The 16285-nt window shown below is 69.6% G+C and carries 13 protein-coding genes and 4 tRNA genes; 10 read left to right on the top strand and 7 right to left on the bottom strand.

Translation table 11 applies throughout. The features are described from left to right. Positions 1 to 20 precede the first annotated feature (20 nt). From ACF1B9_RS33330 to purM, 3 genes are all read left to right on the top strand, one after another. Entirely contained in the window at positions 21 to 506 is a 486-nt protein-coding gene (locus ACF1B9_RS33330; protein ID WP_391744838.1) for an META domain-containing protein, read from the top strand. 463 nt (positions 507 to 969) lie between these two features. Then, positions 970 to 2496, top strand: a complete 1527-nt coding sequence (purF, locus tag ACF1B9_RS33325; protein WP_114245671.1) for an amidophosphoribosyltransferase — start codon at positions 970 to 972, stop codon at positions 2494 to 2496. 60 nt (positions 2497 to 2556) lie between these two features. Next, positions 2557 to 3630: a phosphoribosylformylglycinamidine cyclo-ligase gene (gene purM, locus ACF1B9_RS33320; protein ID WP_391744836.1), complete on the top strand. Its 1074-nt coding sequence runs from the start codon at positions 2557 to 2559 to the stop codon at positions 3628 to 3630. A gap of 219 nt (positions 3631 to 3849) precedes the next feature. Here purM and ACF1B9_RS33315 read toward each other — a convergent pair whose 3' ends face one another. Then, positions 3850 to 4107 (bottom strand): DUF3073 domain-containing protein, encoded by a 258-nt coding sequence (locus ACF1B9_RS33315; protein WP_351076855.1) that lies wholly within the window; start codon positions 4105 to 4107, stop codon positions 3850 to 3852. 309 nt (positions 4108 to 4416) lie between these two features. Then, the gene (locus tag ACF1B9_RS33310) at positions 4417 to 5517 is read right to left on the bottom strand and encodes a Leu/Phe/Val dehydrogenase (RefSeq protein WP_391744834.1); all 1101 of its coding nucleotides are present in this window, start codon (positions 5515 to 5517) and stop codon (positions 4417 to 4419) included. 177 nt (positions 5518 to 5694) lie between these two features. Here ACF1B9_RS33310 and ACF1B9_RS33305 point away from each other — a divergent pair, with 177 nt between their 5' ends. Next, a complete protein-coding gene (locus ACF1B9_RS33305; protein WP_391744832.1) occupies positions 5695 to 6540 on the top strand; it encodes a hypothetical protein in 846 nt (281 codons plus the stop codon). Between the two features lie 523 nt (positions 6541 to 7063). After that, complete coding sequence (gene bldC / locus ACF1B9_RS33300) at positions 7064 to 7270, top strand: developmental transcriptional regulator BldC (RefSeq protein ID WP_003949541.1); 207 nt, start codon at positions 7064 to 7066, stop codon at positions 7268 to 7270. Positions 7271 to 8182: 912 nt separating this feature from the next. On the opposite strand, the gene ACF1B9_RS33295 is transcribed toward bldC, so the two are convergent. After that, positions 8183 to 8257: transfer RNA gene (locus tag ACF1B9_RS33295), tRNA-Asp, on the bottom strand. Positions 8258 to 8372: 115 nt separating this feature from the next. Beyond that, the gene (hrpA, locus tag ACF1B9_RS33290) at positions 8373 to 12308 is read right to left on the bottom strand and encodes an ATP-dependent RNA helicase HrpA (RefSeq protein WP_391744830.1); all 3936 of its coding nucleotides are present in this window, start codon (positions 12306 to 12308) and stop codon (positions 8373 to 8375) included. A gap of 163 nt (positions 12309 to 12471) precedes the next feature. On the opposite strand from hrpA, the gene ACF1B9_RS33285 reads away from it, so the two are divergent. Genes ACF1B9_RS33285 through ACF1B9_RS33275 form a run of 3 tightly spaced genes read left to right on the top strand, consistent with a single transcriptional unit; the run spans position 12472 to position 14637 of the window. Continuing rightward, positions 12472 to 12936: a hypothetical protein gene (locus ACF1B9_RS33285; RefSeq protein WP_391744828.1), complete on the top strand. Its 465-nt coding sequence runs from the start codon at positions 12472 to 12474 to the stop codon at positions 12934 to 12936. A 58-nt stretch (positions 12937 to 12994) separates the two neighbouring features. Continuing rightward, positions 12995 to 13792 carry a DsbA family protein gene (locus tag ACF1B9_RS33280; protein WP_391744826.1) on the top strand — a complete coding sequence of 266 codons (798 nt, stop codon included), beginning with the start codon at positions 12995 to 12997 and terminating at the stop codon, positions 13790 to 13792. After that, a complete protein-coding gene (locus ACF1B9_RS33275; protein ID WP_391744824.1) occupies positions 13789 to 14637 on the top strand; it encodes a cytochrome c biogenesis CcdA family protein in 849 nt (282 codons plus the stop codon). The genes ACF1B9_RS33280 and ACF1B9_RS33275 overlap by 4 nt, the downstream gene beginning before the upstream one ends. Positions 14638 to 14675: 38 nt before the next feature. On the opposite strand, the gene ACF1B9_RS33270 is transcribed toward ACF1B9_RS33275, so the two are convergent. The 3 genes from ACF1B9_RS33270 to ACF1B9_RS33260 form a co-directional block, all read right to left on the bottom strand. Then, a tRNA-Phe gene (locus tag ACF1B9_RS33270) sits at positions 14676 to 14752 on the bottom strand. Between the two features lie 22 nt (positions 14753 to 14774). Next, positions 14775 to 14849 (bottom strand) — tRNA-Asp (locus ACF1B9_RS33265). A 38-nt stretch (positions 14850 to 14887) separates the two neighbouring features. After that, positions 14888 to 14960, bottom strand: a tRNA-Glu gene (locus ACF1B9_RS33260). A 211-nt stretch (positions 14961 to 15171) separates the two neighbouring features. Here ACF1B9_RS33260 and ACF1B9_RS33255 point away from each other — a divergent pair. Together ACF1B9_RS33255 and ACF1B9_RS33250 are read left to right on the top strand one after the other, a co-directional pair. Then, positions 15172 to 15522, top strand: coding sequence for a metallopeptidase family protein (locus tag ACF1B9_RS33255; RefSeq protein ID WP_267004328.1), 351 nt, complete (start codon positions 15172 to 15174; stop codon positions 15520 to 15522). A gap of 155 nt (positions 15523 to 15677) precedes the next feature. Then, positions 15678 to 16262 carry a hypothetical protein gene (locus ACF1B9_RS33250; RefSeq protein WP_391744822.1) on the top strand — a complete coding sequence of 195 codons (585 nt, stop codon included), beginning with the start codon at positions 15678 to 15680 and terminating at the stop codon, positions 16260 to 16262. Positions 16263 to 16285 lie beyond the last annotated feature (23 nt).

Here is a 16285-nt window from a genome sequence, read left to right as displayed (position 1 = left end):
GGGCCATGCGGAGACAACGTATGGCCCTCGCTGTCCTGGGGTCCCTTCTCGTTCTCACCTCCTGCGGTACGGAGACGGGGGACGATCCACGGTCCGGAGCCGGTTCCGGCGGCGCCGTGCGGACCGAACTGCCCGCCACCGGCACCACCTGGACGGTCACCTCACTGGTCTCCGGCTCCGTCGCCTCCTCCCTGCCCGCGGGCACGGAGGGCAAGGCACGGATCGTCTTCGGCAAGGACGGTTCCGTGCACGGCAGTTTCGGCTGCAACGGCTTCCGCGGCCGGGCGACGGTCTCCGGCTCCACCATCACGTTCGCCAGCGTCGGCAGCACCAAGATGATGTGCCCGGACCCCCGGATGAAGCTGGAGCGGGCCGTGCTCGCGATCCTGGACGGGAAGGCGACGTACAGGATCGACCACCGCGGCCTGTCCCTCACCGCGGAGAACGGCGAGGGACTCGGCGCGTCGGCCGCGGAGAAGACCCGCACCGGGGGGACGACGGGCTGACTCGGGCATGTGCCTGTCAGCGACGGTCTCGACTGCGGACTCGGTCGCGAACAGCCCCGCGACTCCGGGGGCTCCCGCACCACGTCCCCGGACGCTCCACCGCCCCGTCCGCGCCCCCGAGATGCCGCATACCGGGCTCGTCGATGTGAGGCTCACCACGAAACGGGCGTTCGGCCGGACTCCGCGCCGGAACGTCGGCCGGTTCACCGAGTGCCACCATCCGGCCATTCGGGCCTACGCGCCCCGAGTGGCCGGATTCAGCCCTCGACCGGCCGCTGGTCCGGGCGACCGCCGCCCCGAAGGCGTCCCGTACCCCGTCCCGATCCTCGCCGCATCCCGGAAATGATCACTCCGCGTGACCATCCGGTCCGGCCTTTGAACAGCCTCTGGGAGCGCTTCCCCGGTGCTCCGGCCCGGTGTCCCGAATTCGGACCAGTGGTCGATCTCGCCTACACTCGGTGGCGTGCCCCGTGGTGATGGACGACTCAACCACGACCTGCTCCCCGGAGAGAAAGGCCCCCAGGACGCTTGCGGCGTCTTCGGTGTCTGGGCTCCGGGTGAAGAGGTCGCCAAGCTCACCTATTTCGGACTGTATGCCCTGCAGCACCGTGGACAGGAGTCCGCGGGTATCGCAGTGAGCAACGGGTCCCAGATCCTGGTCTTCAAGGACATGGGACTGGTCTCGCAGGTCTTCGACGAAACGTCTCTGGGATCTCTCCAGGGCCATATCGCGGTCGGTCATGCCCGCTACTCGACCACCGGTGCCTCGGTGTGGGAGAACGCGCAGCCGACGTTCCGTGCGACCGCGCACGGCTCGATCGCCCTGGGTCACAACGGCAACCTGGTCAATACGGCCCAGCTCGCCGAGATGGTCGCCGACCTTCCCCGCAAGGACGGCCGCGCCACCCAGGTCGCCGCGACGAACGACACCGATCTGGTGACCGCGCTGCTCGCCGGCCAGACCGATGAGGACGGCAAGCCGCTCACCATCGAGGAGGCCGCCGCGAAGGTGCTCCCCGATGTGAAGGGCGCCTTCTCCCTCGTCTTCATGGACGAGCACACCCTCTACGCCGCCCGTGACCCGCAGGGCATCCGCCCGCTGGTTCTCGGCCGTCTCGAGCGCGGCTGGGTGGTGGCCTCCGAGTCCGCCGCCCTGGACATCTGCGGTGCCAGCTTCGTCCGAGAGATCGAGCCGGGCGAACTCGTCGCCATCGACGAGAACGGCCTGCGCACCTCGCGCTTCGCGGAAGCGAAGCCCAAGGGTTGTGTCTTCGAGTACGTGTACCTGGCCCGGCCCGACACCGACATCGCCGGGCGCAACGTCTACCTCTCCCGGGTGGAGATGGGACGCAAGCTGGCCGCCGAGGCCCCCGTCGAGGCCGATCTGGTCATAGCGACCCCGGAATCCGGCACCCCCGCCGCCATCGGTTACGCGGAGGCCAGCGGCATTCCGTTCGGCGCCGGACTGGTGAAGAACGCCTACGTCGGCCGGACCTTCATCCAGCCGTCCCAGACCATTCGCCAGCTGGGTATCCGCCTCAAGCTGAATCCGCTCAAGGAAGTCATCAAGGGCAAGCGCCTGGTGGTCGTCGACGACTCGATCGTCCGCGGCAACACCCAGCGCGCACTGGTCCGGATGCTCCGTGAGGCAGGCGCCGCCGAGATCCACATCCGGATCTCGTCCCCGCCGGTGAAGTGGCCCTGTTTCTTCGGTATCGACTTCGCGACCCGCGCCGAGCTGATCGCCAACGGCATGACGGTCGACGAGATCTGCACATCGATGGGCGCCGACTCGCTCGCGTACATCTCGCTCGACGCGATGGTCGAGGCGACGACGATCGCCAAGCCGAACCTGTGCCGCGCCTGCTTCGACGGCGAGTACCCGATGGAGCTGCCGGATCCGGAGCTGCTCGGCAAGCAGCTGCTGGAGACCGAGCTGGCGGCAGGCCCCGCGGCGACCGCCGCGTCCGACGCGCTGCGTCGTCCGTGACGGTCCCGCCGTATCCCTCTGGCCACCAGCCCCGTATTTCCACACGAAAGATCCCAGGCAATGTCTGAGACAACAGGTGCTTCCTACGCGGCAGCGGGCGTCGACATCGAGGCCGGCGACCGCGCCGTCGAGCTGATGAAGGAGTGGGTGAAGAAGACGCAGCGCCCCGAGGTCGCGGGCCTCGGTGGCCTCGGCGGTTTCGCCGGCCTCTTCGACGCCTCGGCCCTCAAGCGTTACGAGCGTCCGCTGCTCGCCTCCGCCACCGACGGTGTCGGAACGAAGGTCGACCTCGCCCGCAAGATGGGCGTCTACGACACCATCGGCCACGACCTCGTCGGCATGGTCGTCGACGACCTGGTCGTCTGTGGCGCCGAGCCGCTCTTCATGACCGACTACATCTGCGTCGGCAAGGTGCACCCCGAGCGTGTCGCGGCCATCGTCAAGGGCATCGCCGAGGGCTGCGTCCTCGCGGGCTGCGCCCTGGTCGGCGGCGAGACCGCCGAGCATCCGGGCCTCCTCGGTCCGGACGACTTCGATGTCGCGGGCGCCGGTACGGGCGTGGTCGAGGCCGACCACCTGCTCGGCCCGGAGCGTATCCGTAAGGGTGACGCGGTGATCGCCATGGCGTCCTCCGGTCTTCACTCCAACGGGTACTCGCTGGTCCGGCACGTGGTCTTCGACCGTGCCGGCTGGGAGCTGGACCGCCAGGTCGAGGAGTTCGGCCGGACGCTCGGCGAGGAACTCCTGGAGCCCACCAGGATCTACTCGCTGGACTGCCTGGCTCTCACCCGTACGACCGAGGTGCACGGCTTCAGCCATGTCACCGGAGGCGGCCTCGCCAACAACCTGGCCCGGGTCGTCCCGGACGCGCTGCACGCCAGGGTCGACCGTTCCACCTGGACGCCCGGCGCGGTCTTCGACCTGGTCGGCAAGGCCGGTCAGGTCGAGCAGCTGGAGCTGGAGAAGACGCTGAACATGGGCGTCGGCATGATCGCGATCGTCCCGGCCGAGTCCGTGGACGCCGCCCTGACGACGCTGGCCGACCGTGGGGTCGAGTCCTGGGTCGCGGGCGAGATCACGGAACGCGGTGAGCACACCTCGGGTGCGGAACTCGTCGGCGGGTACGCGCGATAGGCACGGAGGCGGGTGCACCGGGGACGCCCGGTGGCCGCTTCGCCCTCGATCGCCGGTCGGGCCGGGGCCCGTCGCCCGGTGCGCGACGGAATTCGGTCCGCCCGGCAGTCGAGGACGCTGTTGAGGACGACGGGGTCCGCACGGCGAACGGACCGAATCGGGGTAGCACAGAACCCGGTCCGGGACAGGCCCGGACCGGGTTGATGTGTCAGCGCGAGGTCAAGCGCCGCGGCGCTGTGACGACGGACCGGACTTGCCGTCCTCGTCCTCGTCCTCATCGTCGTTGTACAGATCCGCGTACTGTGCGTACGGGTCATCTTCCTCGTCGTCGTCCTCGAACGGCTCTGCGTTCGGTGGCTGACTCGAAGGCGATGCGCCCAGCTCATTGGCCAGACGCGACAGGTCAGTCCCGCCGCTGCTGTACTTCAGCTGGCGGGCGACCTTTGTCTGCTTGGCCTTTGCCCGGCCGCGCCCCATGGCTCGACCCCCTCGGTGACGGGGCTCGACGGCCCCAGAGTCTTGACACGCGTTCATGTTTCAGGACGGACTCTCGGCAGAGAGACCGTGCCCGTAGGGCTTTAACGGTACCTGCTTCCGCGGCCATACGGTACGCCGCCCGCGTCACACGCCCCGGAAGAGGACCGGCGAGACGCCCCGTCCTCGCTGGTCAACTGCGATTTTAACCTCTTCTTGGCATGCGACCCGCCGACCGGAGTGAGTCTTGTCTCGCCGGTCGGCGGGTCGGTGCCATGCGCGGTGAAGGCGTCCCGTGACGCCCCGCGACCGTCAGCCGCGGCGGGCTTCGGCCATCCGCTGCTCGGCGATCCGGTCGGCCGCCGCGGCCGGCGGAATGCCGTCGTCCTTCGCACGTGCGAATATGGTCAGCGTGGTGTCGAAGATCTTCGAGGCCTTCGCCTTGCACCGGTCGAAGTCGAACCCGTGCAGCTCGTCTGCGACCTGGATGACACCGCCCGCGTTCACCACGTAGTCGGGTGCGTAGAGGATCGACCGGTCCGCGAGGTCCTTCTCGACGCCGGGGTGCGCGAGCTGGTTGTTGGCCGCGCCGCACACCACCTTGGCGGTGAGCGCCGGAACGGTGTCGTCGTTCAGCGCGCCGCCGAGCGCGCACGGGGCGTAGATGTCGAGACCCTCGGTGCGGATCAGCGAACCGGTGTCCGCGGCGACGGCGATCTGGGGGTGCTTCTCGGTGATGCGGCGAACGGATTCCTCGCGCACATCCGTGATCACGACCTCCGCGCCGTCCGAGAGCAGGTGCTCGACCAGGTGATGACCCACCTTGCCGACGCCGGCGACCGCCACTTTTCGGCCACGTAGCGTCGGGTCGCCCCAGAGGTGCTGGGCGGAGGCCCGCATGCCCTGGAAGACGCCGAACGCGGTGAGGACCGAGGAGTCGCCGGCGCCGCCGTTCTCGGGTGAACGGCCGGTGGTCCAGCGGCACTCTCGGGCGACCACGTCCATGTCGGCGACATAGGTGCCGACGTCGCACGCCGTCACGTAGCGGCCGCCGAGCGAGGCCACGAACCGGCCGTACGCCAGGAGCAGCGCTGTCCGCTGGGGGCCCTCGATCTGCGCGGAGTCCCCGATGATCACGGCCTTGCCGCCGCCGTGGTCGAGACCGGCCATGGCGTTCTTGTACGACATACCGCGCGACAGGTTCAGCGCGTCCGCGACGGCCTCCTCCTCGGAGGCGTACGGATAGAAGCGGGTGCCGCCGAGGGCCGGGCCCAGGGCGGTGGAGTGGATGGCGATGACGGCCTTGAGGCCGCTGGCACGGTCCTGGCAGAGCACGACTTGCTCGTGGCCCCCCTGATCCGAGCGGAACAGGGTGTGCAGTACATCGCCAGGCGCGCCGGTCACATCGGTCACTGTGGTGACTCCCAAGTACGAAGCGGCGGGAGACCCTCCTGAAGGTGGGGAGGGCCGTGGACCGGCCGGCACGGCCGGTCCGACTAGGGCAAGAGCGTAAGTCCTACGCGGAGGTAGATCTGTTGCAGTGCCGAGGATCACCCCCCGGCGGAGTACGGGCATGACACGATTTGCTGCATGTCGGTGGTGTCTTCAGTGCTCGTTCCTTACGCGTCCTACCTCCGGGTGTACGAGCCGCTGGCAGCCTTCCCGGAGCCCGAACGCACCCACTGGGCCCGCTACGCGGGCCGTTCCCGCATCCCCACGGCCCAGGACGAACTGCGTCGTTCGCTGGCCGCCTTGGTGGCCACACCGCCGGTCGGCGTGCCGGTGCACGAGAGCGCGGACGCGTTCGTCGCCGAGGTGGACGGCGTGGTGTGCGTCTGCCCGTGGCGGACCAGGCTGCGCGGCTGGCTGGCGCTGGCCGAGCTGACGGAGATGTTCCCCGAGTCGGTGCTCGACGCGGTGCTGCCGCCGGTGGTGCGGGGGCAGGCGGTCGCGGACCACGAGCGGTGGGCGGAGCGCAATCCGGACGCCAGGCCCTGGATCCTCAGCTCGGTGTGGCAGGTTCCGGTGCGGTGGTTCGTGCTCTTCTCGGACGAGGAGAGGGAGTACACGAAGGCGGGCGAGGGCGGTGAGCCGCCCGTGCTGCGCTACCGGACGCCGATGGTCGAGGCCCGGCGCCGGCTGGCCCGGACGCTGAAGACGCTGCGCGAGACCGTGGGCGAGGGACCGCTGACCGAGGGGCTCGTGGACGTGGGACGTTGGCTGGAGGAGTTCCACCCGCGGGCACTGGTCGAGCTGGACTACGCGGGGCTGGTGCACGCGCTCTCGGCGGAGCAGCTCGCCGGGGACCGCTCGGCCGCCGATGTGGCCGAGGGCGTCGCGGCGCTGCGGGCCGGCGACACCGAAGGGGCGAGTGAGGCGTACGGACGGCTGGCGGAGCGCTGGCGTGCGGTGAGGGACCGTCAGTTCGCCAACTGAGGGGCTTCCGTTCACGTCCACTCTGGTGTCCTGTGTGACGCGTGAGGATGAAGAGGCGGAAGCGTACCGCAGTGGTCTTAGGACCTACGTCCCGAACCGGGCCTTTGCCTCAAGCGTGATGGATAGCACTAACTGGGCCCTTGCGTCCTTCCCTACTCCTCGTGCCAAAATAGGACAAGGAGTCCGGGGAGGGCTCCATCCGTCCAACTAGGGGCGGATTGCTCAGCATTGCACGCTATGGGGGGTCTGGTGACTCCTGATCGCTCTGTGACTGATCGTCACGGTGGTGTGACTGTCCGCTATGGCATGGTCCATCGGCTTCCGTCGCTGATGAACACCTGGGAGGGCAATTCCATCGGTTTGGCCGACGTGGCTGGACGGATGGTGTAGTTGTAGTGCCGAGGACAAGCCGTTCGTCCTATAACCGACTCGGCCCGCGTCCGCCATTTCGGGCAACGTGGGTCAAGGTGCAGAATTTAGAGGAAAGAACCGAGATGGTTCGGTTCTCCCGAGGAGGCCGCTCATGACCGCTCGCACCCCTGATGCCGAGCCGCTGCTGACCCCGGCTGAGGTCGCCACGATGTTCCGCGTGGACCCGAAGACGGTTACCCGCTGGGCCAAGGCCGGCAAGCTCACGTCCATCCGCACGCTCGGTGGACACCGCCGGTACCGCGAGGCAGAGGTCCGCGCACTGCTTGCGGGTATTCCGCAGCAGCGCAGCGAGGCCTGACACACCCCTGTCGCCGCGCCACAACAGGGCTTCCGGGTCCCCCTACCCGTACAGGCCCACCCATAGCTCCACATGACGGGCGTCCGCCCCAACGGGCGCCATACCTGTGTCATACGGGCACGTCATTCGATCGCGCTGGACTCCGCCGGGTCCAGCGCGATCTTTTTTGTGCGCTCGCGCCCTGGGGGGGCTTCCCGTGCGTGCCGCCCGCGACGGCTCCGATGCCTCGGGAAACCGGGCGTCCGGTTGGCTGCGGGCGCAGTGGCGTGCGGGCTTGCGCGGGTCTGTGCGGGACTGTTCCCGACCGTCCCGGGGAAGCCGGGCCGTGACGGTTCGGAAGGTCCCGTGCGGCTCCCGTCCGGGTGGTGCAATTGCACATATTAAATTCGCCAGTTGTAGGAAGGGTGTAAAGTCACCCCTTCTCAAAACTCGTGCAGTGACTCCCGTCACATCGCATGAGTCTTGCCAGATACGAGCCTGCCACCTTCGTGGAGCGGGGCGGCTCGCCATTGGTCACCCGGGCGGGGGACTTTCGTCCCGGCTCCCACAAGGCCCTTCCGGCGCCCCGTGGGCACGGTCGGCGGTTCGGGCGGCGGGGCGGTCCCGGAGGCCGTCACGGGCTCGATGGCGGCCTCTGGGGGCCGGTGGCCGAGGGGTGGGTGGCGAGTGGGTCGGCGGAAGCCGGATGCGGCGGTCGGGCGGACGTGCGGGAGCGCGTCGGTCCCGCGTCCGACGGGTGCCGCCGTGCGCGCCACCTCCCGGTGGACCGTCGTCATGCGTGCCACCTCCCGGCGGACCGTCGCCCCGTGCCGAGGAACAGGAGCGGCTCCTGCTGTCTGACTACTCGTCGGCGGTTGCCGGAGTCAAGACGCGCGAAAGCCCGGATCCAGGGGATCCGGGCTTTCGTTACTGCGGTCCTGACGGGATTTGAACCCGCGGCCTCCACCTTGACAGGGTGGCGAGCACTCCAAACTGCTCCACAGGACCAGGTTTTCGCTGCTGCCTTGCGGCTGGCTGCGAAGACAGACTGTACAGCAGGTCAGAGGGTCCGGTCGACCTCACTCAAGGTGGTGGTTCCGTCACGGTGCCGATCCCGCCCGTCTCACGGTGCCGCCGCGTCGATCGCCTTCACGATCCGCTTGTCGGAGACGGGATAGGCCGTCCCCAGGGCATGCGCGAAATAGCTGACCCGGAGCTCCTCGATCATCCAGCGGATGTCCAGGACCTCCTGCGGAACGGGCCTGCCCCGTGGCATCTGTTCGAGCAGCCAGGCGTACTCGTCCTGCATCTCGTGGACCTTCTCCATGCGCGTGGTGTCGCGCTGGACGGCCGTCGGCATCTGCTGGAGCCGGCGGTCCACTGCGACCAGGTAGCGCATCAGGTCCGGCAGCCTGCGCAGTCCGGTCGAGGTGACGAAGCCCGGCGGCACCAGGGCCGCGAGCTGGTCCCGTGCGTCGGTGACGTTGTTGACCAGGACGAGGCTGTTGGTGGCCTTCAGGCGCCGCTCGCAGGCCTGCCAGGCGGCCAGCACCTGCTGCACCTGCTTGACCGTGTGCTCGGTCAGTGCGACGAGGTCGGCGCGCACCTTGTCGAACAGCTTGCGGAACGACTCCTCGTCCCAGGCAGGGCCCCCGTGCGCGCCGATCAGCCGGTCGGCGGCCGCCGTCGCGCAGTCCTCGAAGAGCGCCTGGATGGACCCGTGCGGATTGCGGGACAGGGCCAGCTTCTGCTGGTTCGTCAGGTTGTCCGAGGCGAACTTCGCCGGGTTCACCGGGATGTTCAGCAGGATCAGCTTCCGGGTGCCGAGCCACATCGCCTGCTGCTGCTCGGCCTCGGTGTCGAAGAGCCGGACGGCGACTGTGGCGCCCTGGTCGACGACGGCCGGGTACGCCTTGACCGGCTGGCCGGCCCGGCGGGTCTCGAAGACCCGGTTCAGCGTCCCGATCGTCCAGTCCGTGAGGCCCGAGCGTTCGATGGACTCGCCCGAGGGCCCCGCGGTGGCCGCGGCGGCCTTGGAGAGGGCCTGACGGGCCTTGGGACGCAGCTGGAGCTTCAGTGCCTCCAGGTCCTTGTCCTCGGCCACCTTGCGGCGCCGCTCGTCGACGATCCGGAAAGTGATCTTCAGGTGGTCGGGGACCCGGGTCAGGTCGAAGTCGTCGGCCGTGACCGGGACACCGACCATCCGCTGGAGCTCCCGCGCCAGCGTGACCGGCAGCGGCTCCTGCAGTGGAACGGCCCGGTCGAGGAACTTGTCCGCGTAGTTCGGCGCGGGGACGTAGTGCCGGCGGATCGGCTTGGGCAGCGAGCGGATCAGCTCGGTGACCACTTCCTGGCGCAGCCCCGGGATCTGCCAGTCGAAGCCCTCGGGGGTGACCTGGTTGAGCACCTGGAGCGGGACGTGGACGGTCACACCGTCGGCGTCCGCGCCGGGCTCGAACTGGTACGTCACCCGGAACTTGAGCTTCCCCTGCCGCCAGGAGTCGGGGTAGTCGTCCTTGGTGACGGCCCCGGCCTTCTCGTTGATGAGCATCGAGCGCTCGAAGTCCAGCGCGTCCGGCTCGTCCCGGCGCTTGTGCTTCCACCAGGAGTCGAAGTGGGCGCCGGAGACGACGTGCTCGGGGATGCGCCGGTCGTAGAAGTCGAAGAGCGTCTCGTCGTCCACGAGGATGTCGCGGCGCCGGGCGCGGTGCTCCAGTTCCTCGACTTCGCCGAGGAGTTTGCGGTTGTCGTGGAAGAACTGGTGGTGCGTCCGCCAGTCGCCCTCGACCAGGGCGTTGCGGATGAACAGGTCCCGGGACGTCTCCGCGTCGATACGGCCGAAATTGATCTTGCGCTGGGCGACGATCGGTACCCCGTACAGCGTGACCCGCTCATAGGCCATCACCGCGGCCTGGTCCTTCTCCCAGTGCGGCTCGCTGTAGGTGCGCTTCAGCAGATGCTGGGCCAGCGGCTCGATCCACTCCGGCTCGACCTTGGCGTTGACCCGCGCCCACAGCCGGGACGTCTCGACCAGCTCCGCTGACATCACGAACCGCGGCTGCTTCTTGAAGAGCGCCGATCCGGGGAAGACCGCGAACTTGGCGCTGCGGGCACCCAGGTACTCGTTCTTCTCGGTGTCCTTCAGACCGATGTGCGAGAGCAGCCCGGCCAGCAGCGAGACGTGCACCGACTGCTCGGGCGCGGGCTCCTCGTTCAGGTGGATGCCCATCTGCTTGGCGACGGTACGCAGCTGCGCGTAGATGTCCTGCCATTCGCGGATGCGCAGGAAATTCAGGTACTCCTGCTTGCACATCCGGCGGAAGCTGGACGAGCCTCGCTCCTTCTGCTGCTCACGGATGTACCGCCACAGATTCAGGAACGCCAGGAAGTCGGAGGTCTCGTCCTTGAAGCGGGCGTGCTGCTGATCGGCCTGCGTCTGCTTGTCCGAGGGCCGCTCGCGCGGGTCCTGGATGGAGAGTGCCGCGGCGATCACCATGACCTCGCGGACACAGCCGTTGCGCTCGGCCTCGATGACCATCCGGGCCAGACGCGGGTCGACGGGCAGCTGGGAGAGCTTCCGGCCGAGCTGGGTGAGCCGCTGCCCCTTCTTCCCTTCCTGGGGGGACTTCTCCTCCAGATCGAGCGCGCCGAGCTCCTGGAGGAGCTGGATGCCGTCGCGGATGTTGCGATGGTCCGGCGGGTCGATGAAGGGGAACTTCTCGATGTCGCCGAGGCCGGCCGCGGTCATCTGGAGGATGACGGAGGCGAGGTTCGTGCGCAGGATCTCGGGATCGGTGAACTCCGGACGGGTCAGGAAGTCGTCCTCGGAGTACAGCCGGATGCAGATGCCGTCCGACGTACGGCCGCAGCGGCCCTTGCGCTGGTTGGCGCTGGCCTGTGAGATCCGCTCGATCGGCAGCCGCTGGACCTTGGTGCGGTGGCTGTAGCGGGAGATCCGGGCGTTGCCCGGGTCGATCACGTACTTGATGCCGGGGACGGTCAGCGAGGTCTCGGCGACGTTGGTCGCCAGCACGATCCTGCGCCCCGTATGGCGCTGGAAGACACGGTGCTGCTCGGCGTGCGAGAGACGGGCGTAGAGCGGGAGCACCTCGGTGTGGCGGAGGTTCTTCTTGTTCAGGGCGTCCGCGGTGTCACGGATCTCGCGCTCGCCGGAGAGGAAGACCAGGACATCGCCCGGCCCCTCCGACTGGAGCTCGTCGACGGCGTCGCAGATCGCGGTGATCTGGTCCCGGTCGGCGTCGTCGCCCTCCTCCTCCAGGAGGGGGCGGTACCGCACCTCCACCGGGTACGTACGCCCGCTGACCTCGACGATCGGCGCCTCGCCGAAGTGGCGTGCGAACCGCTCGGGGTCGATCGTCGCCGACGTGATGACGACTTTCAGATCCGGGCGCCTGGGCAGCAGCCTGGCCAGGTAGCCGAGCAGGAAGTCGATGTTCAGCGACCGCTCGTGGGCCTCGTCGATGATGATCGTGTCGTACGCGCGCAGCTCGCGGTCCGTCTGGATCTCGGCGAGCAGGATGCCGTCCGTCATCAGCTTGACGAACGTCGCGTCGGGGTTCACCTGGTCGGTGAAGCGGACCTTCCAGCCGACCGCCTCGCCCAGCGGGGACTTCAGCTCGTCGGCGACGCGCTCGGCGACCGTACGGGCCGCGATCCGGCGCGGCTGGGTGTGCCCGATCATGCCCCGGACACCGCGCCCCAGCTCCATGCAGATCTTCGGGATCTGCGTGGTCTTGCCGGAGCCGGTCTCCCCGGCGACGATCACGACCTGGTGGTCGCGTATCGCCTCCAGGATCTCGTCCTTCTTCTGACTGACCGGGAGCTGTTCCGGGTAGGAGACGGCGGGCAGCCGCCCGGCACGCAGCGCGAGCCGTTCGGCTGCCTTTCCGGCCTCGGCGGCGATCTCGTCCAGCACGGACTGCTGGGCCTCGGGCTTGCGGATGCGGCGCGCCCCTTCGAGACGGCGGCCGAGCCGGTGCGCATCGCGCAGCGAGAGCTGTTCGAACCGGTTCTGGAGATCAGCGAAGGAAGTAGACATACGGGTCCCAGGATCTCACCCGGGCCCGAAGAACGGCGAACGTATTTCGTGCGGCCCCGGTCACCACCTCGGCACTGCGCGGAGGCGCGGGATCACAGCACGTACCATTTCGGGCAGCTGACCACCCGTTGCCCGATGCCCCAGTCCGGAAAGGCCGGTCGCCGTGTCCCGTACGCAGTGGTGCTGCCTGATGGCGGTGCTCGTGGTCGCGCTGGGGCTGTTCTGCGGGCCGGGGAAGGCTGCGCCGGGCGACCAAGGACGTGCCTCTGCCCCGGTGGTCGCGGCTGCCGGGGCCGACATCGGAAGGGCGGCCTCCTCGGCGCGTCCCGGCCCGCACGCCGCTTCGGTGGATCCCGGCGCGGACGCCACGTTCGCCGGTAGGACCGTCGTGTCGGCCGTGGACGGGCACCAGGTGCCGGGGTGCGGCAAGAGCAGGAAGCGCGAGGACGGCGAGCCCGCCCTGCCCGGCCGGGCCCGCGCGGCGCACGACCTGGCGCCCGGACTCGCCGAGTGGGGCCTGCCCGCCGCCACCGGGGAGGGACCGGTCGGCCCGCCCACCCGGATAAGGCTGCGCGGCCCCGCTGCCGCCGCGCCCACTCCCGTCGAGCTCTCCGTACTGAGGGTGTAGAAGGCCGTTCCCCCCGGCCGTCCCTCTTCCCTCCCGCATCACCAGCACGGAGTCCCGCATGCCCAAGCCCAAGTCCTCACGTACACCGGCGTCCAAGAAGCCGCTGATCTACGGTGCCGGAGTCGTCCTCGCCGCCGCGGCGCTCGGCTTCGTCTCCTACCGGGCCACCGCCCCCGACCACCCGGCTTCCTCCTCTTCCTCCTCGGTCGCCGATGTCACCTCGGAACCGGACGCCGGCGTCTATCCGGAGCTGGCGAAGCTCGCCCGGCGCGACGCCGGTGACAAGCTTGCGCAGGGACGAGTGGACGCGCCCGTCGTCCTCATCGAGTACGCCGACTTCAAGTGCGGCTACTGCGGCAAATTCGCCCGCGACACCGAACCCGCCCTGGTGAAGAAGTACGTCGAGAACGGCACCCTGCGCATCGAATGGCGCAACTTCCCGATCTTCGGCGCCGAGTCCGAGGCAGCCGCCCGCGCCGCCTGGGCCGCCGGGCAGCAGGGCCGCTTCTGGCAGTTCCACCGTGCCGCGTACGCCGAGGGGGTCAAGGAGAAGGGGTTCGGAAAGGACCGGCTGAAGGCGCTCGCCCAGCAGGCCGGGGTCGCGGACCTGGACCGGTTCGCGCGCGACGCGGACAGCTCCGCCGCCTCCGACGCGGTGGGCAAGGACCAGGAACAGGGGTACGGCATCGGCGCGACCTCCACCCCGTCGTTCCTGATCAACGGCCGCCCGATCGCCGGAGCCCAGTCGATGGAGACCTTCACCCAGGTCATCGACGCGGCGGCCGAGAAGGCCCACGACACCGAGAACGCCAAGAGCGGAAAGAACGGCCGCGGCGCCGAGGGCGGCGCGAAATGACGGCCGACATCGGCTACTTCGCGGCCTTCCTCGGCGGGCTGCTCGCCCTGGTCAGCCCGTGCAGTGCGCTGCTGCTGCCCGCCTTCTTCGCCTACTCCATCGACTCCACCTCGCGGCTGCTGGCCCGTACCGGAATCTTCTACGCGGGTCTCGCCACCACCCTGGTGCCGCTCGGCGCGGCGGGCTCGTACGCCGGACGGCTCTTCTACAGCCACCGCGACGCGCTCGTGCTCGGGGCCGGGTGGCTGATCATCGTGCTCGGCATCGCACAGATCGTGGGTCTGGGCTTCGCCTCGCGCCGGATCGCCGCCCTCAGCGGTCGGATCCGTCCGACCACCGCCCTGTCGGTCTACGCGCTGGGCGCCGTATACGGACTGGCCGGTTTCTGCGCGGGGCCGATCCTGGGCAGCGTCCTCACCGTCGCGGCGGTCAGCGGCAGCCCGGTCTACGGCGGAGTGCTGCTCGCCGTCTACGCCCTGGGCATGGCGGTACCGCTCTTCCTGCTCGCCCTGCTCTGGGAACGCTTCGACCTGGGCCGCCGGGCCTGGCTGCGCGGTCGCACCTTCCGGATCGGCCGCTTCGAGCTGCACACCACGACGCTGTTGTCGGGGCTGTTCTTCGTCGGCCTCGGCGTGCTGTTCCTCGTGTACGACGGGACGACCGCGCTCCCCGGGCTGCTGGACGTCGACGATTCGTTCGCCGTCGAGCAGTGGGCCCAGCGCATCGGTGAGCACGTGCCGGACGCCATGGCGCTGGTGGCCGTGGTCGCGGTGGTGCTGCTGGCTCTGGCGGTACGGGCGTGGCGCGGCCGGGGTGCGAACTCGGCGGACCGGGAAGAGGCCTGACACGACGAAGGCCCCGTCCGGTGGACGGGGCCTTCGGGTGGTGGCTGGGGCCGGGATCGAACCGGCGACCTATCGCTTTTCAGGCGATCGCTCGTACCAACTGAGCTACCCAGCCACGCAGCTCACAAGGGCTGCAGCGGTCCTGACGGGATTTGAACCCGCGGCCTCCACCTTGACAGGGTGGCGAGCACTCCAAACTGCTCCACAGGACCAAGCGATGTGCGAGACAAGTCTCGCACACGTTAAACCGTGCCCCCAACGGGATTCGAACCCGTGCTACCGCCTTGAAAGGGCGGCGTCCTGGGCCACTAGACGATGAGGGCTAAGGGCCCACCTGCGCGCTTTCCAGCGCGTCGGGGACGTGAGAAGCATATGGGATGGCAGCAGCTATCGCCAAAACGGTTTACGGCGAGGCGGTGGGAGGGGGCGGGGAGACGGCCGGACGGCCCCCCGTCCGGCTCACCTGCGGCCCCGTACATCCGTGCCGCGGTCCGGCCCGGGGCGTGTAGAGCGGCCGTACGGGACAATGGCGGGGTGCTGGAGATGACGCGCGAAGAGTTCGAAGAACTGGTCGCCGAGGCGCTGGACCGGATTCCGCCGGAGCTGACACGGCTGATGGACAACGTCGCGGTATTCGTCGAGGACGAGCCGGATCCGGGTGATCCGGAACTGCTCGGTCTGTACGAGGGCACACCGCTGACCGACCGCGGTGAGTGGTACGCGGGGGTGCTGCCGGACCGGATCACCATCTACCGCGGGCCGACACTGCGGATGTGCGAGTCGCGCGAGGACGTCGTCGTCGAGACCGAGATCACGGTCGTCCATGAGATCGCCCATCACTTCGGCATCGATGACGAGAGGCTGCACGCGCTCGGCTACGGATGAGCGTGCGAGCGCCGTACGGGTGGGGCGCAGAAGGCGTGCGGGAGGTGTGCGGGCCGGGTGCGGGGCGTGTCCCCGGTGGGGCGGCGGGAGTTGGGCAGGGTGCCCCCCGCTCCCCGTACTGTCCGCTCGCTCTTCGTACCCCGGAGGTGCCTCCCGTGCGCCAGTTCTCCGCTCCCGTCCGATGGGCGGCCGTCGTCGCCGTGACGGTCGCCGCGTCCACAGGCTGCATGAGCGTCGGCGACGACGACAGGAAACCGGCGCCGTCGCCGACGTCCGAGCCGAAAGGAAGCGTGGCCGGGCCGGACGGCGGCACCGTGGCGGGCACGGGTCGCGCCCGCACCGGTGGTGGCCGTGCCGAGGCGCACTCCGAACGGGAGGCGGCCGAATCACCGGAACCGCGCGGCTCCGCCGGTCCCTCGGGTTCGCCCGGCGGTGTCCGGCCCGGCGCGGAGCCGGGGGACCGGGGCGATCCGGGACCGGCTGCGGGCGGCGGCCTGCCGGCGCCCTCGGTCTCGCGGCCGGGGCCCGGAGCGCCGCAGCAGCCCGAGCCCCCGTCGCCCTCGCCGTCGGCCACGCCCGAGCCGCCCGCCTCCCCGGAGCCCGAACCGGAGCCCTCGGAGCCGTCGCCGCAGCCGTCGGCCTCTTCGGCGGCTCAGCTCCGCACCGACGCGATGAGTGCGTCGGGGGAGCCGTGGCCGCTTCCGACGCCCGATGTGTCGCCGCAGGTCAGCCCGGTGTAGGCGGGGGCCGGGGGAGGGCGGTT

It is taken from the genome of Streptomyces sp. NPDC014727 (genome assembly GCF_043083485.1).
GTDB lineage: Bacteria > Actinomycetota > Actinomycetes > Streptomycetales > Streptomycetaceae > Streptomyces.
Note: the sequence above shows the minus strand (reverse complement) of the source record. Positions and strands in the feature narration are given on the sequence as shown.